Source organism: Actinokineospora alba (genome assembly GCF_004362515.1).
Taxonomy (GTDB): domain Bacteria; phylum Actinomycetota; class Actinomycetes; order Mycobacteriales; family Pseudonocardiaceae; genus Actinokineospora; species Actinokineospora alba.
In genome coordinates this window covers 335,092-356,476 of record NZ_SNXU01000001.1, presented here as the reverse complement: position 1 = coordinate 356,476, position 21,385 = coordinate 335,092, and the positions used below count along the sequence as shown (strand labels likewise).

At 71.4% G+C, this 21,385-nt stretch carries 17 protein-coding genes; 6 read left to right on the top strand and 11 right to left on the bottom strand.

Annotation, left to right across the window (positions count from 1 at the left end; translation table 11 throughout):
* Nucleotides 1-55: 55 nt before the first annotated feature.
* Together C8E96_RS01665 and C8E96_RS01660 are read right to left on the bottom strand one after the other, a co-directional pair.
* A complete protein-coding gene (locus C8E96_RS01665) occupies nucleotides 56-1,423 on the bottom strand; it encodes a hypothetical protein (protein ID WP_091370503.1) in 1,368 nt (455 codons plus the stop codon).
* Nucleotides 1,424-1,425: 2 nt separating this feature from the next.
* Nucleotides 1,426-1,929 carry a SigE family RNA polymerase sigma factor gene (locus tag C8E96_RS01660; RefSeq protein ID WP_091370505.1) on the bottom strand — a complete coding sequence of 168 codons (504 nt, stop codon included), beginning with the start codon at nucleotides 1,927-1,929 and terminating at the stop codon, nucleotides 1,426-1,428.
* A 107-nt stretch (nucleotides 1,930-2,036) separates the two neighbouring features.
* Here C8E96_RS01660 and C8E96_RS01655 point away from each other — a divergent pair, with 107 nt between their 5' ends.
* From C8E96_RS01655 to C8E96_RS01635, 5 genes are read left to right on the top strand one after another with little or no spacing between them, the layout of a single operon-like run.
* The gene (locus tag C8E96_RS01655) at nucleotides 2,037-2,402 is read left to right on the top strand and encodes a F0F1 ATP synthase subunit epsilon (RefSeq protein WP_091370507.1); all 366 of its coding nucleotides are present in this window, start codon (nucleotides 2,037-2,039) and stop codon (nucleotides 2,400-2,402) included.
* A 27-nt stretch (nucleotides 2,403-2,429) separates the two neighbouring features.
* Nucleotides 2,430-2,873 (top strand): DUF2550 domain-containing protein, encoded by a 444-nt coding sequence (locus C8E96_RS01650; protein ID WP_091370509.1) that lies wholly within the window; start codon nucleotides 2,430-2,432, stop codon nucleotides 2,871-2,873.
* Between the two features lies 1 nt (nucleotide 2,874).
* Nucleotides 2,875-3,768 (top strand): ribonuclease Z, encoded by an 894-nt coding sequence (locus tag C8E96_RS01645; protein ID WP_228769677.1) that lies wholly within the window; start codon nucleotides 2,875-2,877, stop codon nucleotides 3,766-3,768.
* 46 nt (nucleotides 3,769-3,814) lie between these two features.
* Nucleotides 3,815-4,480 (top strand): hypothetical protein, encoded by a 666-nt coding sequence (locus C8E96_RS01640; RefSeq protein WP_091370513.1) that lies wholly within the window; start codon nucleotides 3,815-3,817, stop codon nucleotides 4,478-4,480.
* Nucleotides 4,481-4,525: 45 nt separating this feature from the next.
* Nucleotides 4,526-4,822, top strand: a complete 297-nt coding sequence (locus C8E96_RS01635; protein WP_091370515.1) for a hypothetical protein — start codon at nucleotides 4,526-4,528, stop codon at nucleotides 4,820-4,822.
* Nucleotides 4,823-4,832: 10 nt separating this feature from the next.
* Here C8E96_RS01635 and C8E96_RS33035 read toward each other — a convergent pair whose 3' ends face one another.
* Together C8E96_RS33035 and C8E96_RS01630 are read right to left on the bottom strand one after the other, a co-directional pair.
* A complete protein-coding gene (locus tag C8E96_RS33035; protein ID WP_166657841.1) occupies nucleotides 4,833-5,003 on the bottom strand; it encodes an SRPBCC family protein in 171 nt (56 codons plus the stop codon).
* Between the two features lie 304 nt (nucleotides 5,004-5,307).
* Nucleotides 5,308-5,880, bottom strand: coding sequence for a cob(I)yrinic acid a,c-diamide adenosyltransferase (locus tag C8E96_RS01630; protein ID WP_091370517.1), 573 nt, complete (start codon nucleotides 5,878-5,880; stop codon nucleotides 5,308-5,310).
* 70 nt (nucleotides 5,881-5,950) lie between these two features.
* Between C8E96_RS01630 and murA the strand changes: the two genes are divergently transcribed.
* On the top strand, nucleotides 5,951-7,225 hold the full coding sequence (murA, locus tag C8E96_RS01625) for a UDP-N-acetylglucosamine 1-carboxyvinyltransferase (protein ID WP_091370519.1): 1,275 nt from the start codon (nucleotides 5,951-5,953) through the stop codon (nucleotides 7,223-7,225).
* Between the two features lie 6 nt (nucleotides 7,226-7,231).
* On the opposite strand, the gene C8E96_RS01620 is transcribed toward murA, so the two are convergent.
* From C8E96_RS01620 to C8E96_RS01590, 7 genes are all read right to left on the bottom strand, one after another.
* Nucleotides 7,232-8,329, bottom strand: a complete 1,098-nt coding sequence (locus C8E96_RS01620; RefSeq protein ID WP_091370520.1) for a sulfite oxidase — start codon at nucleotides 8,327-8,329, stop codon at nucleotides 7,232-7,234.
* A gap of 71 nt (nucleotides 8,330-8,400) precedes the next feature.
* Nucleotides 8,401-10,251: a hypothetical protein gene (locus C8E96_RS01615; RefSeq protein ID WP_091370522.1), complete on the bottom strand. Its 1,851-nt coding sequence runs from the start codon at nucleotides 10,249-10,251 to the stop codon at nucleotides 8,401-8,403.
* Nucleotides 10,248-11,357, bottom strand: a complete 1,110-nt coding sequence (locus tag C8E96_RS01610; RefSeq protein WP_091370524.1) for a VWA domain-containing protein — start codon at nucleotides 11,355-11,357, stop codon at nucleotides 10,248-10,250. The genes C8E96_RS01615 and C8E96_RS01610 overlap by 4 nt, the downstream gene beginning before the upstream one ends.
* Nucleotides 11,354-13,573: a DUF5682 family protein gene (locus C8E96_RS01605; RefSeq protein ID WP_091370526.1), complete on the bottom strand. Its 2,220-nt coding sequence runs from the start codon at nucleotides 13,571-13,573 to the stop codon at nucleotides 11,354-11,356. The genes C8E96_RS01610 and C8E96_RS01605 overlap by 4 nt, the downstream gene beginning before the upstream one ends.
* Entirely contained in the window at nucleotides 13,570-14,640 is a 1,071-nt protein-coding gene (locus C8E96_RS01600; RefSeq protein ID WP_091370528.1) for an ATP-binding protein, read from the bottom strand. The genes C8E96_RS01605 and C8E96_RS01600 overlap by 4 nt, the downstream gene beginning before the upstream one ends.
* On the bottom strand, nucleotides 14,637-17,768 hold the full coding sequence (locus C8E96_RS01595) for a DUF4132 domain-containing protein (protein WP_091370530.1): 3,132 nt from the start codon (nucleotides 17,766-17,768) through the stop codon (nucleotides 14,637-14,639). The genes C8E96_RS01600 and C8E96_RS01595 overlap by 4 nt, the downstream gene beginning before the upstream one ends.
* Nucleotides 17,765-21,250 carry a WGR and DUF4132 domain-containing protein gene (locus C8E96_RS01590; protein WP_166657840.1) on the bottom strand — a complete coding sequence of 1,162 codons (3,486 nt, stop codon included), beginning with the start codon at nucleotides 21,248-21,250 and terminating at the stop codon, nucleotides 17,765-17,767. Before C8E96_RS01590 ends, C8E96_RS01595 begins: the two co-directional genes overlap by 4 nt.
* Nucleotides 21,251-21,385 lie beyond the last annotated feature (135 nt).

The window sequence follows — 21,385 nt, the reverse complement described above, 5'->3', positions numbered from 1 at the left end:
TCAAGCACGACGAAAGGGCCGGTGTCCACTGCGGACACCGGCCCTTTCGGCTATCTCAGAGCGTGACTTCGAAAATGGACTCCTGGCCGTCCCTGGTCACCTTGACCTGGGTGGCGTTCGCGGGGACCAGCGCGGCGTCTTTGCCCGCGTCGGTCCACGGGCCGTCCGTGGTGGTCCGGTAGAGCAGGTTCGCCCCGCGTGCCGCGACGAGCGTGCCCTGGCCGTTCTCCAGCTTCACCTTGACGGGCAGTGGTTCCTGCGCGTGCAGCTGCCCTCCGTACGCCCACTTCGTCACCTTGCCGGTCGCGTCGCGGTAGCCGAGGTAGAGCCTGCTGCCCGTGTGGTTGGGCACGTACTCCACGCCCACGACGCTCCCACCGCCTGGCAGGTCGGCGATCACCTCGAACCCGATCACGCCCACCCGGGCGAATGGATCGCCGTAGCCCGCCGCCTGGAGCTCGCTCCCCACATCCAGATCGCCGGTCAGCGGAGCGGCCTTGGTCCCGCCCGCGCGGAGCGGCTGGTTCTGCGGCCAGTCCATCGTGCGGCGGGGGATCGGCTTGCTCTGCCGGTCGAAGCCCTCCGCGTAGAGGGAGGCGGGGAGGGTGTTCAAGCCCTCCTCGTTACCCGCGGTCGCGGGGTCCTTCGCCCGAATCACTCGGACGTCGGCGCCACGCACCGGCTGTGGGAACGCGTTGAACGACATCCCGTCCAGGTCCTTCATCGGCGTCCACTCGCGGATGCCGCGACCGTCGTCGCCGATCTTCCATTCAGGAGACACGTGCAGCGGCGCGCCACCGCTGAAAGCGATCGAGTACCGGTCGCTCGGGCCGAACAGGAACGCAAACCCTTGGGCTCCCGGGTCGTCGAGGCTCGACGACCACGCACTGTTCACCAAAGTCGCCGATTCACCCGTGACCAAGCCGATCGTGAACCGCTGGATCGAGCCGGCGTCGATGACGCTGCCATCGGGTTGATAGATCACGCTGCCTTGCTCCCTCTCTCGCTCCTGCACGACGACGGCGACTTTGCCCGCGGAAGTGTTTCCGGCCCAGTAGACGCGTGGCTCGCCGATCAGTCTGGTTTCAGGCCGACCGGTGTCCGGCAGCACAGCCATGCCCTTGGCGAACGCGGTTCGCGCATCGCGCAGGTAGTCGGCGTCGCCTGCCAGGTCGCCGCGGGTCGCCGCGGTCAGCAAGGGGCTCGGGGCGGCGGCAGTGATCGCGGGCGATGGCGGCGCCCACGGCGCCACGGAGACCACGACACCCGCGGCCATCACGAAGGCGAGGGTGCCGGTGACCGCCATTCGACGGCGGAACTGCCTGCGCTTGCCGCCGCGCACCACGTCGGTGGTGAAGCTGTTCCTGGGCTCGATGTCGTCGGTGGCGTCCCGCAACGCGCGGGTGAGGTCGTCGGTGTTCATGCTCATCCTTTCGTCGCGGGTTCGGCCAGCAGGGCGCGCAGGCGGTCGAGGCCGCGCGAGGTCTGGCTCTTGACGGTCCCGGTGCCGCACCCGAGTGCGGCGGCGGTGTCGGCTTCGGACAGGTCGTCGAAGTAGCGCAAGACCAGCACGGCCCGCATTCGCGGCGGCAGCGTCCCCAGCGCCCGGGCGATCTGGTCCCGGTCGGCGACGCCGCCCTCATGGCCGCGCACGCCCGGTTCGGCGGCGTGCTCCAGCGTCGTCTCGGTCACCCGGCGCGACCGGTGTCGCCAGCGGTTGGCCGAGGCGTTGGCCAGCGCTGCCCGGACGTACGGCTCCGGGTTGCCCTTGACCCGCTTGCGGCGGGCGTAGACGCGTTCGAGTACGTCCTGGAGCAGGTCTTCCGCGGCGCCGCGGTCGCCGCCGCAGAGCAGGTAGGCCGTGCGCAGCAGCGACGTCGACCGGTGCGTCACGAAGTCGGTGAAGTCGGTGTCCTCGATGTCGGTCACCGCCTGTGATTGGAGTGGCTCATGCAAAGACTGACACCGGCCTGGCTGGGGAGGTTGCCGACCGACCATCTAGACTGCCCAAGAACCGTGAGTCTAAGGAGATAAGCGTGGCTGAGATGTCCGTCCAGCTGGTCGCCGTGGAACGACGCCTGTGGTCGGGTACCGGCTCGTTCGTCAGCGCGCAGACCACCGAGGGTGAGATCGGCATCATGCCTGGTCACGAGCCCGTGCTCGGTCAGCTCGTCGAGGGTGGCGTGGTCAAGGTCATCACCACCGACGGCGAAGCGGTCGTGGCGGCGGTGCACGGTGGCTTCCTCTCGGTCACGGGTGACTCGGTGAGCATCCTGGCCGAGTCCGCCGAGCTCGCGGGTGAGATCGACGTGGCCAAGGCGCGCACCGGACTCACCGCCGACGACGCCGAGGAGCGCGCGAGAGCAGCCGCCCGCGTGCGCGCCGCCGAGCAGTCTTCCTGATGTCGGCATAGGGGGCGGGGGCGGCCGATGGACATCAGCGATGTGGTCGTGCTGGTCCTCGCCGCCGTGTTCGCCTTCCTTGTCCTGCTGGTCCTGCGCCGCCTGCGCCTTCTTCGCGCGGGCGGCGTTCACGTTGCCCTGCGCACTCGCATCGACGACACGGGCAAGGGCTGGCACCTCGGTGTCGGCCGCTACCAGGGCGACGAGTTCGCCTGGTTCCGCGCGCTGAGCCTGCGCAAGGGCCCGGACCGCGTCCTGCGTCGCGACGGCCTCGAGATCGTGCACCGCCGCGAGCCCGAACGCGGCGAGACCCCCAACATGCCGGTCGGCTCCCGCGTCCTGCGCTTCGAGTACGCCAACGGCGGCGCGGCCCCCGGCGTCGAGGTCGCGATGGGGCCGGACGTGCTCACCGGCTTCCTGTCGTGGCTGGAAAGCGCGCCCCCCGGCCGACGGCTGCCCTGGGCGTCCTAGTTTGTCCATGCGGGAACTCGTCGTCCTCGGGACCGCGAGCCAGGTGCCGATCCGCGCGCGCAACCACAATGGCTACTTCCTGCGCTGGGACGACGACGTCTTCCTGTTCGACCCCGGCGAGGGCACGCAGCGGCAGATGGCGCTGGCCGGGGTGTCGGTCACCGCGATCACCCGGCTGTGCGTGACCCACTTCCACGGCGACCACTGCCTGGGCGTCCCCGGCATCGTGCAGCGTCTCTCGCTCGACAACGTGGCCCACGAGGTGGTCGCCCACTACCCGGCGTCGGGCGCGGAGTACTTCGCCAACCTGCGGCGCGCCAGCTCGTTCTACGAGGTCGCGCAGGTCCGCGAGGAGCCCGTGGTGGCCGAGGGCGTCATCGCGACCGGCCCGTTCGGCGAGCTGCACGCGCGACGGCTCGACCATCGCATCGAGACCTTCGGCTACCAGCTGCGTGAGCCCGACTCCCGCCGGATGGTGCCGGAGAAGCTGGCCGAGTTCGGCATCACCGGCCCCGCTGTCGGCGCGTTGCAACGCGAAGGCGGGGAGCTGCTGGAGCGGGTCAGCGAGCCGAAGCCCGGGCAGCGGTTCGCCTTCGTCATGGACACCCGCCTGTGCGACGCGGTGTACGACCTGGCCGAGGCCGCGGACCTGCTGGTGATCGAGTCGACCTACCTGCACGCGGACGCGGCGCTGGCCGAGGAGCACGCCCACCTGACGGCCCGGCAGGCCGCACGGGTCGCGCGGGAGAGTGGTGTGCGGACGCTGGTGCTGACCCACTTCTCGCAGCGCTATGACGATCTGAGCCTGTTCCACGAGGAAGCCGCGGCGGAGTTCGACGGCGAGATCGTGGTGGCCACGGATCTGGCGAGAGTGCGCGTTCCGAGACGCCGATAAGGCGCGAGCCGGCACGATGATCTGACTGCGCACCCTGGGGGACGACATGCGGTCATACAGCCGACGGCTCTTACTCTTCGCGATCCTGGCGACAACGGTCTCGGCCGCGCTCGTCGTCCTCGCGATCGGCGTGGTGCGCGACCCACGCCCGTCCACAGCCGCGCCCCGAATGACGACGGCCCCGGATCACCCGGAACCGATCGAGACCGAGCACTCGCGGGACCTGACGAGAGTCCTCGAAGGGTCGACCGTGCTGCCCCACTCGATCAAGCTTGACCGCCCGTTCGGCTGGCGGCCCAACCGGCTCCATGGTGTCGACTACGGCGAGACGTACTCGGCGCAGGGCGCAATGATCGACGCGGGGGGCTCCTGGCAGGCAGGCGTGATGGCCTCGGTGGCCCGCGTGGATCGGAAGAAGCTGCACGAGTTGCTCCAGCGGTCCGGTGACCGCCTGGAGGTGGGCGGCTGCGCCCCGCCCGAGCGCGCGCGGCCGGAGACGACCTGCGTGGCGCGGGTCCTGCCCGATGGCACCAAGGCCACTGTGACGCTGTCCGACGGCAGCCGATCCGCGAAGCTGAACGCGGTGCGGCCGGACGGCTCTGAGATCCACCTGGGCTTCCAGGGCGTCTCGGGTGCCCGATCCGATGACGATCACACGTTCGACGTCGACACCTTGTTCCGGTTCGCCGAACTGCCGGGCCTGCACCTGTAGCCGGTTTGTCGTGGGTGGCCCTTATGCTCGCGAGGTGAGCCCACGATGAGCAAGACGGACGACCTTCGCGCCCTGCGCGAGGCGCGCTACGCACAGCGGACTGCCGCCCGCGAAACCAAGCCGGTCGCCGCGACGCCGCCGCGGCCGCCTGCCAAACCGGCCCGGGTCGCCCCAGGTACCACCGACGTGGAACCGGCCAAGGTGGCCGAGACGGCCAAGGTGACCGAGACGGCCGAAGTGACCGAGGTGGCGGAGGCGGCGCTCTGCGGCCATCGGGCGATCAGCGGACGCAGCTGTACCCGTGAGCGCGGGCACGCGGCCAAGAGCCACCGCTACTCCTGAGCCCGGACAGCTATCCGGACACCTTGCTCGCCAGGTCTCGCAGGTCCTTGCGGAGGTTGCCGCGCACCATCGGCGCCATGAGCGGGCCGACGAACCGGTAGTAGCCGCTCGCGTCGCCCTGGATGCGGATGCTGGCGAGTGTCCCCTCGGGATGCTCGTCGAACCGGTAGGTGACGTGCATCGGGAACGGCCCGGCGACAGCCCCGCCTCCCCGGAATTTTAAGTGTTGGTCACCTGCCCTGTGAGGGCCGGTTTGGTGCGAACCGTGGTCGGGTTTCGTCACGGTCCCCTTAGGTACCGGTTCGAGCGGCGCGAACCGCCGACCCTCCTGGACATGCGGTCGGTGGGACAGGCCTTCGCGCATCCGACCGCACCTAAGGGGACCGTGACGAAACCCGACCACGGTTCGCACCAAACCGGCCATCACAGGGCAGGTGACCAACACTTAAAATTCCGGGGAGGCGGACCAGCCCCCCGCGACCGGACTAGCCGTTCGCGCCGGGCTTCCAGAGCACGTCGCCGTCCGGGTTCGCGATGCGCGCGAGGACGAAAAGCAGGTCGGACAGCCGGTTGAGGTACTTCGCCGCCAGGACGTTCGTCCGCTCGGCGTCGTCCTCGATGAGCGCCCACGCGTTGCGCTCCGCCCGCCGCGCGACGGTGCGGGCGACGTGCAGCAGGGCCGCGCCGGGGGTTCCACCGGGAAGAATGAAACTGTTCAGCTTCTCCAGGCGGTCGTTGAAGTCGTCGATCCACCCTTCGAGCCGGGTCACGTACGCCTCGGTGATGCGCAGCGGCGGGTACGGCGGGTCCGGCACGATCGGGGCGCAGAGGTCGGCGCCGACGTCGAACAGGTCGTTCTGGATGCCGCGCAGGACCTCGGCGACCTCGTCGGTCAGCCCGCCGAGGGCGATTGCCACCCCGATGGAGGAGTTGGCCTCGTCCACATCGGCGTAGGCGGCGAGGCGGACCGACGTCTTCGGCACCCGCGAACCGTCGCCTAGCGCGGTCGTGCCTTTGTCGCCGACCTTGGTGTAGACCCTCGTGATGTGAACCGACATGGCGTCAGCCTATTACCCGCCCGGCCACCCGACTGGGGTGAGCGGGTTCGGTAGGGGCATCATTGCCCGCGTGACAGAGCACTTCCAGGTTCACGGCGGCGCCCGGCTCGTCGGCGACGTCGCGGTTGTCGGCGCCAAGAACAGCGTGCTCAAGCTGATGGCGGCGGCGCTGCTGGCCGAGGGCACGACCACCCTGACCAACTGCCCGGAGATCCTCGACGTCCCCCTGATGGCCGACGTCCTGCGCAGCCTGGGCTGCGAGGTGGTCCTCGAGGGCGACCGCGCGGTGATCACCACCCCCGCGGAGCTGAACTACCGGGCCGACTCGCCGTCGATGGGCAAGCTGCGGGCGTCGGTCTGCGTGCTGGGCCCGCTCGTCGGCCGGTGCAAGCGCGCCGTCGTCGCGCTGCCCGGTGGTGACGCGATCGGCTCGCGGCCGCTGGACATGCACCAGAACGGCCTGCGCTCGCTCGGCGCGACCAGCGAGATCGAGCACGGCTGTGTCGTGGCCGAGGCCGAGGGCCTGCACGGCGCGCAGATTTGGCTCGACTTCCCCAGCGTCGGCGCCACCGAGAACATCCTGATGGCCGCCGTGCTGGCCGACGGGGTCACGGTCATCGACAACGCCGCGCGCGAGCCGGAGATCATCGACCTGTGCCTGATGCTGCAGCAGATGGGCGCCAAGGTCGAGGGCGCGGGCACGTCGACGCTGACCGTCCACGGCGTCGAGTCGCTGCGGCCCACCGAACACCGCGTGGTCGGCGACCGGATCGTGGGCGCCACCTGGGCTTTCGCCGCCGCGATGACCCGTGGCGACATCACCGTCAAGGGCGTCAACCCGCACCACCTGGACCTGGTCCTGGAGAAGCTGCGCAGCGCGGGCTCGGAAATCACCATCTACGAGGACGGCTTCCGCGTCGTCCAGCACGAACGCCCCACCGCGGTCGACTTCGTGACCCTGCCCTACCCGGGCTTCGCCACCGACCTGCAGCCCTTCGCCATCGCCCTGACCGCGGTCGCGGACGGGACGTCGATGATCACCGAGAACCTCTTCGAGGCCCGCTTCCGCTTCGTGGAGGAAATGGTCCGGCTCGGCGCGGACGCCCGCACCGACGGCCACCACGCCGTCATCCGCGGCGTCGAACGACTGTCGAGCGCGCCCGTGTGGGCGTCGGACATTCGCGCGGGGGTGGGGCTGGTCATGGCGGGCCTGTGCGCGGAAGGCGTCACAGAGGTGTGGGACGTCTTCCACATCGACCGCGGCTACCCCATGTTCGTGGAGAACATGCAGCGCCTGGGCGCCGACGTGCGCCGCGTCGACATCGAACCCGAGCGCGCGGTGTAGCGAGGCTCAGCGGACGGTCACCGACACCCGCTGAGCCATGTTGTTGGCCATCCCCTGGGTGTTCCACGGTTGCTCGACCGGCTGCACCCCGTGCCGGTCCGCGGCCCGGACCAGCACCTCGACCTCACCCGGGACCGCTGACCAGCGGAAGGTCCACGGCCGCCAGGCGTACTTGCCCGCCTGCTTGCCGAGCGCCGCGTTCGCCCAGGTCTGCCCGCCGTCGACGCTGACCTCGACCCGCGTCACCGGCCCCTGCCCGCTCCACGCCCGGCCGAACAGCTCGACCGGCCCGGCGTCGACGATCCGCCGCCGGGTCATGAAGTCCGGGAAGCCCGGTGGCACGACCAGCGCCCGCGGCCTGATCCGCGTCACCGGTTCGCCGTCGTCCCCGGTGTCGTGCTTGATCCGGTACGCGGTCGCGTTCTGGAATCCGGTGAACTCGTGGTCCAGCACGGTGATCCGCCGCAGCCACTTCACGCTCGCCATCCCGTACCACCCGGGCACGATCAGCCGCACCGGCGCGCCGTGCTGCGGTGGCAGCGGCTGACCATTCATCTCGTAGGCGACCAGCACGTCCCGGCCGACCGCGGCCGCCAGGGACAGCCCGCGCTGGTAGTCCTGCTCTACGCCCCGGTCGGTCCCGTGATCAAGCCCGGTGAACGCGACATCCACCGCGTCCTCCAGCACCCCCGCCTCGGCGAGCAGGTCGACCAGCGGCGTCCCGGTCCACCGCGCGGTCCCGACCGCCTCGTCGAGCCACGGCTGGCTCACCGGCCGCGGGTGCAGCCGGGCCCGCCCGTTGCCCGCGCACTCCAGGGTGACCGTCAGGTTCACCTTCGGCCGCGCCCGCAGCGACGCCAGGTCGAACTCCAGCGCGGTGCCGACCCGGCCGTCCACGGTGAGCCGGTAGGTGTCGGGGTCGACGAAGGGGATGTCGTAGTGCACCAGGACGTAGTGCAGCCCCGGCGGCGTCAGGTCGTAGCGCAGCGCCTCCAACGGCATCCCGTGGTTGCGCGCGGCCAGCCGCAACTCGTCGAGCGAGATGCCCTCATCGGGCCCCGCGACCCGCGACGCCTCACCTTCGCGGACGCTGGAGAAAGTCATGCCTTGAGCATCGTCGCTCGCGGCGAGGTGTGACAGGTGCGCATTCGGGTGAATCCGCGGGGTCCGAACCGTCAGCGGAACTCGACTGTGGTGAGTAGCCGGATCTGGGCGTCGAGCCAGGCGCCGGGATCATCGGCGAACGCGCGCACCGCGTTCGCCGCCTTCCGCAGGCCGACGTCGTCGAGGGTTCTCGCTGCCGCGGTGACGCGGTCCGGGTAGGTGGGAGGCAGGTGGCGGAGGCCGCGGTGGATGGCTTCGGCCAGGACCTCCATCGCGCCGGCCAGGGCCGTGGACATCAGGTCGTCCGCCGCTTCCGACGAGGCGTCCAACGCTCCTGCCCGGTCGTCGAGCAAGTCCAGGACGGTCACCCCGGTCGCGGTCGCCACCGCGATCGGGTCGACCCACACCGTTCCATCGTGTCTGCGAACCGTGCCGCTCACCGCCACCGGGTCGTCCGCGAGCAGGCGGGCGAGCCCGTCGAGTGCGCCCGGGGTGTGCGCCCGGTAGGGCAGCGACAGGGTGACCGGCGAGCCGTCCGGGTCGACGCAGTCGGCGTGCAGCCGTTGCGCGCCAGGGTCATACGCCACCGATCGGACCTCGGCGATGGGCACCACCCGGACGAACTCGGCGGCCACCCGCGGGCGGACCAGCCGGGGTGGCAGGTCGGCTGTCTCCGCGAGGATCGCGGCGGCGTCGAGCCGGATCGGGGCGGGCAGGTCGTCCCACGCGGCGCCGACCGGGGTGATGGCCGTCCTCGCCACGCGGTTCGACCCGATCCGCACCCGCCTGCCCGCGTCGCGGATGGCCGACTCGCTGACGATGTTGGCGTGGGCGAGCGCGTGCAGGGTCGTCCCCGCGATGCGTCTCGCCCCGAGTGGACCCGGTGTCTCCCAACGGTGTCGCAGGACGAGGACGGCGCCGCCCGCCGGATGCGCGAGGTAGACCTGCACGCCGCCGTCCGCGTGCGCGCGGCAGCCGAGACTGACCAGCCGCACCCGCTTGAGCGGTGTCTCCGCCCGTTCGTCGGTGCCCAGCACCCGCGTCCGCGGACTCCCACCGGTCGACGCGCGGTGCCGCGCGTGCAGTTCGGTGACCAGTTCGGCGACCACGCGGGCCTGGTAGCGGGCGTCGCGCTCCTGGTAGGCCGTGAGCTGGTCGACCAGATCGTCGAGCGCGGCGACCGGCCAGCGCAGGTCGCGGCTGTCGAGCACCGTCCGGCACCGGGCCAGCGCCGCCGTGAGCACCGGGCCGGACGTGCTGACGCCGTCGCGCAGCAGGTCGTCGAGCAGTGGGAACGCGTCCTCGATGCCCGATCCCGACGCGGTCGCGGCCGCCAGGCCGATATCGACGGTGACGTCCGGGAGACCGGGATGCGCGCGGTCGGCCTCCCGGAACGCCCACACCGCGAGCACGGTCAGCTCGTCGCGGCGCTCGGCGCGGGCGTCGCAGTCGACGTAGCCGAGTTCGCCCGGCACGAGGAACCGCACCGTCGCGGCCGGCATCTCGACCGTCGCCGGGCGCAGCACCCGCGCGAGGAATCCACCCCCGAGGGTCCGCTTGGCCGCGGCGATCGTCCGGGTGCCGTAGCGCGCGGCCAGGATGCCATCGTCGACGTCGCCGGGGGACCACGACGCCTGCTCGACGGGCTCGTCCTCCGCCTGCCGCTGGTACGCCAGGACGGCGCCCACTCGGTGCCTGCAGGCGCCGGGGGCCGCGCAGGTGCAGCCGAACGCCCCGAACCCCACGGGCGGCAGGGTGGCCCGCACGCCGTCGGCGAACGTCGCCTCGACCGTGCCGTCGGCCTCGACCGTGATCGACGGCGGGGCGGCGTCGACCTCCTTGGCGGCGCGCTTGACCAGGCCTCGGTTGGTCAAAGCGGCGAGGTCGTCGTGGCTCAGGGCGAGCAGATCGGGACGGGTCATCGGCCCAACCGCTCGGCCACGAACTGGGCCAGCTCGCCCGGGGTCATCGCGCCGACCGACGCCCCGGTGTCGGCCAGCCGCTGTCCCAGGTCGCGGTCATAATTCGGGTTGGCCTCGCCGTCCAGCGCGGCCAGGCACAGCACCTGGGTGCCCTGCTCGACCAGTTCGCGCACCGTGCGCACCAGTTGGTGCTCGTCGCCGCCTTCGTAGAAGTCGGAGATGACCGCCACGATCGACCGCCGCGGGTTGTCGATCAGTCCGGCGCCGTAGCGCACGGCTTTCGCGATGTCGGTTCCGCCGCCCAGTTGGACTTTCATCAGCAGTTCCACCGGGTCGGTGACATCGGAGGTCAGGTCCACGACCGCGGTGTCGAACGCGACCAGGTGCGTGCGCAGGCCCGGCACGCTCCACAGGCAGCTCGCGGTGACCGCCGAGTGGATCACCGAGTCGACCATCGACCCGGACTGGTCGACCAGCAGCATGAGCTGCCACTGGTCGACCTGCCTGCGGGTGCGCGAGACGAAGCGCGGTTCGGTGATCCGCACCCGGCGCTGTTCCGGTTGGTAGTGCGCGAGATTGGCCTTGATCGTCGCGCGGAAGTCGAAGTTGCGGGCCTGCCGGAAGTTGCTCCGTCTGCGCTGCCGGGTGCCGGAGAAGCTGCGGCGCACCTCCAGCGCGAGCCGGTCGACCAACTCGCGTACGACCGAGGCGATGATCTTGCGGGCCATCGCCAGCACGTCGGGGTTCATCAGGTGCTTGGTGCGCAGCACGGCCCGCAACAGCGCGGGATTCGGCTCGACCCGGCCCAGGACATCGGGGTCGGTGACGATCTCGTGGATCTGGTACCGCTCGACCGCGTCGCGTTCGAGGCGTTCGATCGTCTCCTTCGGGAACAGCCGGTGCACCTCGTCCAACCAGTCCACTGTGGTCAGTTCGGACTCGCCGGAGCCACCGCGCCGGACACCGCGGCTCTCCAGGTCCTCTTCCCGGCCGTAGAGCCACCGCAGGGCCGTGTCCCGGCGGGCGTCGACGCCACCGAGGGGGCAGGCCGGCTCGGCGGGCTCGCCCAGGATCAGCCGCCACCGCTGCGGCGAGGGGTCGGTCATCGCAGCAGTCCTTCTCGGGTGAGCAGGTCGTCGACGTGCGATTCCAGGGCCGCGGCCCTGGCCAGGAGCAGCGGGTCGGTCTTCGTGCGCAGCAGGGCGCGGGCCGAGCCGGTGAGCCCGCGTCGGGCCAGCAGCCGCTTCGCGATGGCCTCGCGCTCGGCGGGCGGGAAGAACTCGAAAGCCTGGCGCAGCGCGGGCAGCGCGACCAGGAAGTCCTGGTGGGACAGGTCGTTGACCAGGTCGTCGAGCACCGGGAGCACCTCGGCCCGCAGCACTTCCTCCCGCGCCAGAGCGAACAACCCGGCCAGCCAGTCGCCCAGAACCGACGCTCCCTCGGGGATCACCCCCGGGTCGACCGGATCGGCCATCGACCAGCACAGACCGACCGCCGCGCCGCGCAGGTCGGGCGGTGCCGAGTGGTCGAGCCCGATCCGGCGGGCCGCTTCGACCACGGGTCGGGCGTCGATGCCCAGCGCGGCACCGGCATGGCGCACCGCGTCGCGCAGCGCCGCGACCGCCGCGATCCGGCCGCGGTCGGCGGGCGCCGGACCGCCGTGGATGCCTTCGGCCAGCCACAGCGCTCGCTCGGCTGCCGCGCTGATCACCACGCCCAGCACCGCGTCGCCCGCCACGCCGAAGAGCCGGTCGTGCCGCCACAGCCCCAGTGCCACGGCCAGGGCTTGGCCGAGCGCGCCGAGGTCTCGGGCGTCGCCGACGCCTTCGGCGAGCCGGTCGCCGAGGTGTTCGGACAGTTCAGGCAGCCCGCACAGCGCCGCGTTGAACAGCGCGGCCGCGAGACTGCCGACGTCGGTGTCGGACTCGGCCAAGGTCGTCGTCGCCGCGTCCGCGAGTGTCGCGCCCTTGGCCGCCGCCTCGATCAGCGCGGGGAGCCGGTGCGGCGAGTCGCTCAGCGTCCAGTCCTCGCGTGCCAGCGGGTCGGCGCCGCTGGTGGGACCGCGATCGCGGTGGAAACCGGGCACGCCGATCACCCGCAGCCGGTGCAGCAGCCTGCTCCGGCGAAGCCCGTCCGGGTCGGTGAGATCGAGCCGCACCAGGCCATCGCCGTCGAGGCCAAGGTCGGCGAGGTCGCGCGCCACGGCGTTGAGCAGCGGGGGCGCGGGTGTGTCCGGATGCAGGCGGCCCGCGCCGTCACCGGTGGCCGCGGCGACCATCTCGACCACGGCCGGATGCGCGCCGGGCAGCAGCGGGCCGCGCGTCGTCCACGGCAGGCGTTGGTCGAGCCCGTCCGCGACGAGCGCGCTGACCAGCCCGTCGAGCACGTCGGTGCGCGTGGGGTGGCGATGCCCGCGCATCCGAGCCAGCCCGGCCGACAGGGTGCGCGCGGCGATCAGGTCGGCGGTGGACACCGGTTGCCTGCGTCCGCGCAGCCGGGTCACGACCGACTCGATCAGGTCGGTCGCCGCCCGTTCGGCGCCGACCTCCCACAGCCGCTGGTAGTAGCCAGGCGACGGCATCCCCGACTGGTAACCCTCGAAGGCGTCGAGCCGCTGGTGGCTGTAGGGCACCAGATAGCTGCCCCCGACTCCGCCAGGGGATTCGGGCACGGTCGGCCACGAGGTGTCGCCGGTCTCGGCCAAGGTGATCAGTGCCCGCCGGTGGAAACCGCCCGTGACCACCACTACCGGGCCACCGTCTTCGCGCGCGGCGCGCACCCACTGCGCCATGTACCGCTCGCGCTCGACCTCGTCGGGCGCCACCGAGTCCCCGCGCACCAGGTCGAAGTACGCGGCCAGCCGCTCGGCCAGACCCGCCGCGGGCGCGGCCTCGACCATGTGGTCCCACAGGGTGTCGACGTTGTCGACGGCGAACTCCCGGCACAGCCGGTCCGTTGCCTCGGCGTAGCGGAGTTCGGCGTCGGCGTACCGGTTGCCCCGGTCGGCGAACGCGTCATGCCACGCGGGCAGGTCGATGAACCGCACGCGTGCGCCCGCCGCCCGGCCCTCGGTGAGGGCGACCCATTCCGGTGAGTAGTCGCAGAACGGCGTCCACGACATCCGTGACCCCGCTTCGCCGCGCTGGTAGCTGAAGATCGCGAGCGGCAGGGTGTGCCCGAGCAGCAGTTCTTCGATGCGGTCGTTGAAGTCGGCCGGTCCCTCGATGAGCACGTGCGCGGGTCGCACACGCGCGATCGTCTCCGCCACGAGCCGCGCACAGGCGGGGCTGTGGTGGCGGACGCCGAGGAACGTGACGGTCATCCGGGCAGCCGGTGCCGCGCGCCGTGCAACTCGGCCCAGTGCGGGCCGGGCTTCTTGGCGGCCCGCTGCTCCAGGTAGCGGCGGAGCTTGGCCAGGTCGTCGGTGCTGTCCTTCGCGGCGGTCCCGGCGAGGCAGTCGACGATGTCGGCGGCCGAGCCCCGCTCGCCGCGCAGGTACCAGCCGCGCAGGCCCACGGCGTGCGCGACCGACACGGCTTCGGCGGTGCTCATCACCGTCGTGAGCCGGTCGGACTTGTCGGTGCGCAGGTCGCGGAACGCGGAGACCAGCACCTCCAAGACGTCGCGGTCCTGGGCGATCTTCACCCCGGAGCGCTGGAGTAGCGCGTTCGCCTCCTGCTCGACCAAGGCGAGCTCGGTCGCGAAGTCGGCGATCGGGAACACTGTCTCGAAGTTGAAGCGCCGCTTGAGGGCCGCGCTCATCTCGTTGACGCCGCGGTCGCGGGTGTTCGCGGTGGCGATGATGTTGAAGCCCTCACGGGCGAACACCATCGCATCGGCCCCTTCCAGTTCGGGGACCGCGAGCACCCGATCCGACAGCGGCGAGAGCAGGCAGTCCTGCACCTCCAGCGGGCAGCGGGTGATCTCCTCGAACCGGACGAGCCTGCCCTCGGCCATGCCGCGCAGCAGCGGCGCCGGGACCAGCGACCGCGTCGACGGGCCCTCGGAGACGAGCATCGCGTAGTTCCACGAGTACTTGATCTGGTCCTCGGTGGTCGCCGCGCCGCCCTGGATGGTCAGCGTGGACACCCCGCTCACCGCCGCCGCGATCAGCTCCGAGAGCAGCGACTTGGCCGTGCCCGGCTCCCCGACCAGCATCAGGCCGCGGCTGGTGGCCAGCGAGATCAGCGCGCGGTCGATCAGGGACACGTCGCCGACGAACTTGCGGCTGATCCCGTGGGACTCGTCGCCGACGATGAACCGCCGCGCCGCCTCCATGCTCAGCCACCAGCCGGGCGGGCGGTCACCGGTGTCGGCCTCGCGCAGCCGGGTCAGCTCGTCGGCGAACCGAACCTCCGCGGGCGGGCGCTGCAGGTTCTCGGTGGTCATCGGGCCGTCAGCTCCGTGAGGTCGGCGATCAGCTCGGAGGCGGTGATCGGGTCGAGGTCGGCGAACGAGTCGACACCGGTCAGCCGCAGGCCGATGAGGTGCTGCTTCTCGGTTGGCTGGACATCGCCAAGGTAGATGCCGGGTTCGATGTCCACGGTGAACTCGCGCCCGCCTGGAAGCGATTTGGTCAGGAAGGTCTCGTAGCCGCCGTCGCCTGCGCCCGCGCGTTCCCAACCCCGGCGGACCAGTCCGAGCAGGTCGCCGGTGGTGGTCGCGGCGTTCTCGAACCGCGCGGGGGTCGACTGATCCGCGGTGAACGTGGGCCTGCCGAGTTGGGTGAAGGGCTGCAGGATCTCGTAGTCGGCGAACACCTCGGCCCACGCGCTCGCGTCCGGCCCGAGATCGAGCTGGTGCGCCACGCCCACCAGTGCGGCGGCGGGCAGGTCGTACGGGTCGTCGTGGACGTCGGCGAACGTGCGGTCCTCGGCCGGCCGGAACGACCCGATCACCACACCGTCGGCGTACGCGCCCCACACGAGTCGGCGGCCGATGTGCCACAGCAGTGGGTGCTCGACGATGAGCTCGCGGAACTCCGCCCGCGACCAGCGGCGCTGCCGCACCATCGCCAGTTCGAGCCGGGCGACCTGGGTGCTCGCGACCGCCCGCGCTTCCTTCTTCATCCGGGTGAACCGCTGGTGTGCCTCGGTGGCGAGGTCTGGGTCGTCCTTCGCGCCCGGCTTCGGCAAGTCCCGGCGACGCACCCCTTCGGCGTCGGACACGACCGGCTTGAGGTACTCGTCGAAGCCGACCACGAACCGCCGTGGGCCGTAGTCCAAGGTCAGCGTGCCGTCACGGTCCAGCCCGAGGTCGGGCACCAGCCGGTCGGCCAGCTGCTCCGAGGTCAGGCCACGTCGGCTCGCGGCCTCGGCGATCTTGTCCTTCGCCCGGCGGCGCAGGCCCGCCATGCCCTTGCCCGCCGAGATGGCCTTGAGGTGGTTCAGCGCTGTGTCGGTGCCGAGTTCGACGAGCACGTCGAGACCGGCGGCCGCGCGCTGGTGCAGCCCGGTGTTCGGCCACTCGAGGATGAGCCGGGTGATGTTGTCGGCGGTGGCGTCGTTGCCGAACACACCGAGCGCGTTCATCGCCCAGCTGTCCTTCGCAGGCGCTCCCACTTCCTCCCACCGGTGGAACAGCGCGGAGACGAACGCCGCCAGCGAATCCGGGTCGCACACCTGACGCACGAGGTCGGCGCCCGCGTACGGCTCGCCGGGGACGCACAGCGACAGCACGGTCAGCACGGTCTTGGTCGAGTCGTGGGACAGCCCGTGGGCCTGGTCGGCGAGCGTGATCCGCGGCAGCACAGCGGGATCGGCCCAGTCGCCGATGGTCGGCGGCTTGGCGGGCACCAAGTCGAGCGGGTCGGTGTCCAGGATCGCGTGGACCGCCGCGACCACCTTGTCGCCGTGCTTCTTGGCGGCGGTGAGGACGGCTTCGGTGTCGGCGATCAGCCGCAGACCCGCTTCGGCGTGCTTGCGGTCGGCGCCTGACACCAGCGCGGTCGGGATGAGGTACGGCGCCGCCGCCGCGCCATGCCGGTCGAACCAGGCCAGGGCGTCCGCCCGGGTGGTCCGCCGGACCGACAGCTTCCCCATGAGCACCGCGGTCTCCGCGCTCAACGCGGGCAGCAGCACGCGCACGTTGTCCGGCAGCGGTTGCCGTGCGGCGAACCCCGTCAGGAACCGGAGACCGTCCACGCCGTACTTGGCCAGCAGCGGGCGACCCCACTGGCTGATGTGGCTGTAGGTCTTGCCATCCCACTCGGCGAGCAGCGGTGTGAGGACCTCGATCGGACCTTCGAGGAACAGGTCGGGCCGGTAGCCGTTCGGGATTCGGCCGTCGCGGAAGTCCTGGACTTTGGCCGCCCAGTCGCCGACCTCGGCGAAGAACCGGTGACCGTCGCGTCGCTTGGACCACGTCGCCTGCTCGCCGGGCAGCCATGCCAGGGTCGGCTCAGGCACCGGGAGACCCTTGATCGCGGCGCGCTTGGCGGGTTTGCGGGTCCAAGGCGGTGTGGTGAACAACGCGGGCAGCGCGTCCGCGGGTGCGTCGGGAAGCTGGGTGGGGTGGACCGAGGCCGCTTCGGCGCGGGCCCGGGCGGCGGCGGGCAGCGCGGCGATGTGGTCGGCCAGGTCGGGTGTGCCCAGCAGATGCGTTCGCAGCAGGCCCGCGTGCGTGTCGCGATCGGCCAACAGACGCAACGCCCGGGACGGGTAGCGGCGCATCGCCTCGAGCAGCGCGGGCCGAGCGTGTCGGCTGCCCGCGCGGTCGAGCAGCACGCCGAATGCCTCATCCGTGGGGAACTCGGCGAGGAAGCCGCTGACCCGGCGCACCAGGTCCGTCGGCGGTGCCCACTCGGAGTCGATCCACGCGGCGAACACGGGTGTGAGATCCGGTCCGAGGGTCTCCACCAGGGTCGTCAGGATCGCGGGCTGCCGCACCGTCCAGTGGTCCGGTACGCCCAGCAGGCGCACCTGGTCGAGCGTGCTGACCGCGGCGTAGAGCAGGCTCCACCGGTCGCCGCAGTGGGCCTGGAAACCCGCCGCGCACGCGGCGTCGACCAGTGCGGTCTCGGTCGGCAGCAGGAACGCGGCGAGGACCTGTTTCGCTCCGGACAAGGGCTGAGTCAGCCTGGCCGCCACAGCGGCGTAGGTGTCGGCATCGGCGGTGGCCAAGGCCGCGCGGACCCGGCCCGCGATCTTGTAGTGGCTCGGCTGCCAGTAACCGCGGTCGGCGAGTTCGACGGTCGCCGACACGGCGAAGTCGATGCCGCGCTGCGCGATCCACGCGTCGGCGAAGACCGCGTATTCGTCGTCGTTCCCGCGCGGCAGCCAGGCGATGGTCGCGGCCGCGCCGAACGGGGTCGCCTCGCCGTCGAGGTAAGACGCGGCGGCCCGCTCGGTCTCCTGGCCCAGCGACGAGAAGTCGAGCGAAGGTCGTGCCCGGTCGAGGATCCGGCGCGCCTGGTCGACGGCGTCCGCCACGAGCGGGCGCGGCGGGTGGGGCCTATCGCGTCTCGGGTACACGGCCCGGCCGAGCGTGGACGGCGGGACGAAGACATCCTCGGTCACAGCTCCGTCAGCTCCATCAGGTCGGCGATCAGTTCGGAGACGGTGATCGGGTCGAGGTCCTCCAGCGGCAGCACCCGGCCGTTGCGGGACCAGTCGCCGCCGCGGCCCGGATTGAGCCAGACCGATTCCAGTTTCTGTTCCGGGAAGACGTCGAGCGCCCCGACGGCGATGCCGGGATCAAGGTTGATCACCGCGGTCTGGTTGTCCGGCAACGGTTTGCTGATCCAGACCTCGACGCCCGCGTCCTGCGGTTCGCCACGTTCCCAGCCGCGGCGGATCAGGCCCAGGACCTTGCCGGTGGTGACCGTGACTCCTACGAACTTCTCCAGCGGCACGTCGGCCGAGTACACCGGCCTGCCGAGCTGGGCGAACGGCTGCAGGATCTCGTAATCGGCGAAGACCTCCGACCACGCGGTCGCGGCCGAGCCGAGGTCGACCGGGTGGGCGATCCCGACCACGGCGTCGTCCGCGAGGCTGATGGTGTCGTCCTCGACGTCGGCGAGGGTGCGGTCCTCGGCGAGCCGGAAACCGCCGACCAGCGCACCGTCTTCGTAGACACCCCAGACGAGTCTGCGGGACACGTGCCACAGCAGGGGATGCGCGACGAACAGCTCGTGGAACTGCGCGCCCGTCCACCGACGGCGGGCGGTCATCGCCTTCTCCAGCCGGATGATCTGGTCCGCGGCGACCGTGCGCACGTCCTTCTTCAGCGCCGCGAACCGCTTGTGGGCGGCGTCGGCGATGTCCGGGTCGTCCTTGGCCCCCGGCTTCGGCAAGTCCTTGCGCTGCTTGCCGTCCGCGTCGCGGACGAACGGCTTGAGGTGCTCGTCGAAGCCCACCGTGAACCGCCGCGGGCCGTAGTCGATGACCAGCGCGCCCTCGGCGTCGAGCCCGAAGTCCGGGACGAGCCGGTCGGCGAGTTCATCGGCGCTGAGTCCGAGGTTCGCCGCGACCTCGGAGATCTTCTCCTGGGCCTTGGTCTTGAGTCCCTTGAACTTCACCTTGTTCGCGATGCCGTTGAGGTGCATCAGCGCCACGTCTGTGCCGATCTCGGCCAGGACATCGAGGCCGGTGACCGCGAGCTGGTGTCGGCCCTCGCCCGGCCAGATCCGGATGACCGGCGCGAGCGAGCGCACCGTGTCGTCGTCGCCGAACAGGCCGAGCGCGGTCATCACCCAGCCGTCCTTCGGCGGCATCTCCACTTGCTGCCACTGCCGGAACAAGCCCCACACGAACTCGGCGAGTGAGGCGGGATCGGCCCACGCACGCAGGATCTCGACTCCCGCGTACGGCTCGCCTGCCTTGCCCAGGCTGAGAATCGTCAGCACGTGCCGGGTCGCCGCGATCGGCAGACCGGTGTCGCCTGCGCGCGAGCGGATCTGCGGCAGCAGCAGCGGATCAGCCCAGTCGCCGATCACCGGGAGGCGTGCGGGCAGCACGGTCAGCGGGTCGACCGCGAGCACGGCGCGCACCGCGGCGACGGCCTCAGCGCCGAAGACGGCCGCGGCCTCCACGACGGCGTCGACCCCGGCGGAGCCCGCGATCAGCCGCAGCGCTGCCTCCGCGTAGCCGCGGCGCCCGGCCGGCACCCCGACGGCGTCGGGGACCAGCAGCGGCACCGCCCGCGGCCCGTGTCGGGCGAACCACGCCCGCGCGGCCGGTCGGACCGACTTCGCCGTCACCAGCCACTGCGCCATCGCCGCCGCGACAGCGGGATCGCGGGCGGGCACGAGCAGCCGAGCCACGGCGGCCGGGTTGCCGGAAGTGTTGCGCAGCAAGAACTCCACACCGTCGCGCCCGTAGCCCGCGGCGATCCGCCTGCCCCACTCGTCCAGGCCGTACAGCCAGCCCGGCTGCCAGTCACGCAACAGCGGCGCCGTGAGTTCCGGCGGCCCTTGGGCGAAGAGGTACTGCTCCGAGACGTGCAGCGTGCCCGACTTGTACTTGTGGATGACGGACTCCCAGCCCGTCAGGTCATGAAACGGGGTGTACTCCAGTGGCGTCTCGGTCCACGACTCCCGCTCGCCGGGCAGCCAGTCGAACACGGTGTCGCGCAGCTCGTCCGGCACGCTCAGACCGGCCACGACCAGCGGTTTCACCACGACACGCTTGGTCGTCCACGGCGGCGTGACCAGCAGGGAAGGCAGATCGGTCGCGTCGGGCAGCCGCTTGGTGCCCTCCAGCATCGCCTCAGCGGACTGGCGAGCCCCGTCGGGCAGCTCCACGACCTGGTCGACCAGGTGTGGATGCGCGAGCAGGTGCCCGCGCAGCAGCGCCGCCGCGGCCGGGCTCGCCTCCGCCGCCAGCATGCGCAGGGCGCGCAGCGGGTAGCGCTTCATCGCCGCCATCAGGACCGGTGCGACGTATTTCTCGCCTACTTGGCCGAGCAGGGCGCCGAACGCCTCGTCGGTCGGGATCTCGGCGAGCTGCGCGAGGTACTTGCGCCGCTCCTCCGAGGGCGCTTCGCGTGACCACTCGACCACTTCCGCGACGACGTCGCCGCGGAGTGTCTCGACCAACGTGGCCAGCGTCTTCGGTGACCTGCTGATGTGCCAGCTGTGCAACGGCAGCAGGCTGTCGAATTGCTCGCGGGTGCTGATCGCGCTGACCATCAGCGGCTGCCATCCGAGGCGTCGCGCATCCCACTTCGGAGCGTCCCTCAGGACCGCCTCGACCAACGCGGTCTCGGTGGGCGCGATGAAGGCGGCGACGATCGGCTGCCAGTGCTGGTGCTTCCCGGCCAGCAGGGAGACGGCGGCGGTGTACTCCTCGTCGGTCGCCGTCGCCAGCGCGGCCCGGACCCGGCCCGCTGCCTCGATGCACCCGTGCGGCCATCCCATGGCGTTGTGGTCCCCTTGGAGCCCCGCGGCCTCCATCAGGGCGGAGGTGGCGAAGACGACGCCGTGCTCCGCCAGCCATGCGTCCGCTACCAGCGGGACCTTCGTTTCGTCGAGGTAGCGCCGACAGGCGGCCAGCGAAACCAGCACCGCGCCCCCGCCCAAGGGGTCCGGTGCACCGTCGACGTAGACCGGGTACGCCGCTGTCGCGTCTTCGCCCAGGTGCCGCAGCATGAACGAGACATGCGATTGCTGCTCCTTGAGCAACTCGCGGATCGTCTCGGAGGCGCCGCGGACGAGCGCGCGCGCACCCCGGCCATCGCCTCGGCGCAGGTGCACCCCACGGCCCAACGCCGAGGGCGGGACGAACGTGTTCTCGTCGCGAATCGCGGCGGGCTCGGCCGGCGCCACGGGAACGGCCGCGACGACCGGCGCGAGCTCGGCGCCCGCTTCCTGGTACCCCTTGCGCACCTTGTCGGCGGCAACCTTGTCCAAGTGCGCCTGAGCGGCATCGGTTGTCGCGAACTCCTTGACCTGCGACTGCCCGGCGGTGCCGATGCGGCCCCAGCGGACCGTCACCGCACAGCCATTGAGCTCGCCCTCCCAGAACTTGGCGGACCCATCGCCGACGAACTCCAACCGCACTGCTGCCCCCTCGATTCCGATGCGACGCAGGCTAGCGACCGCGGCCGACATTTTCGGCCGGTTCGCGCACCCGAAGTGCCCGGGCGCAAACCTGGCGCCACCGGGACACCGCGAGTAGAACTGGACCACCGTCCA

Bases quoted from the DNA above. Each gene is read 5' to 3' on its own strand.
- C8E96_RS01665 (WP_091370503.1), bottom strand. From the start codon at position 1,423: ATGAACACCGACGACCTCACCCGCGCGTTGCGGGACGCCACCGACGAC.
- C8E96_RS01650 (WP_091370509.1), top strand. From the start codon at position 2,430: ATGGACATCAGCGATGTGGTCGTGCTGGTCCTCGCCGCCGTGTTCGCC.
- C8E96_RS01640 (WP_091370513.1), top strand. From the start codon at position 3,815: ATGCGGTCATACAGCCGACGGCTCTTACTCTTCGCGATCCTGGCGACA.
- C8E96_RS01635 (WP_091370515.1), top strand. From the start codon at position 4,526: ATGAGCAAGACGGACGACCTTCGCGCCCTGCGCGAGGCGCGCTACGCA.
- C8E96_RS33035 (WP_166657841.1), bottom strand. From the start codon at position 5,003: ATGCACGTCACCTACCGGTTCGACGAGCATCCCGAGGGGACACTCGCC.
- C8E96_RS01630 (WP_091370517.1), bottom strand. From the start codon at position 5,880: ATGTCGGTTCACATCACGAGGGTCTACACCAAGGTCGGCGACAAAGGC.
- C8E96_RS01620 (WP_091370520.1), bottom strand. From the start codon at position 8,329: ATGACTTTCTCCAGCGTCCGCGAAGGTGAGGCGTCGCGGGTCGCGGGG.
- C8E96_RS01615 (WP_091370522.1), bottom strand. From the start codon at position 10,251: ATGACCCGTCCCGATCTGCTCGCCCTGAGCCACGACGACCTCGCCGCT.
- C8E96_RS01610 (WP_091370524.1), bottom strand. From the start codon at position 11,357: ATGACCGACCCCTCGCCGCAGCGGTGGCGGCTGATCCTGGGCGAGCCC.
- C8E96_RS01605 (WP_091370526.1), bottom strand. From the start codon at position 13,573: ATGACCGTCACGTTCCTCGGCGTCCGCCACCACAGCCCCGCCTGTGCG.
- C8E96_RS01600 (WP_091370528.1), bottom strand. From the start codon at position 14,640: ATGACCACCGAGAACCTGCAGCGCCCGCCCGCGGAGGTTCGGTTCGCC.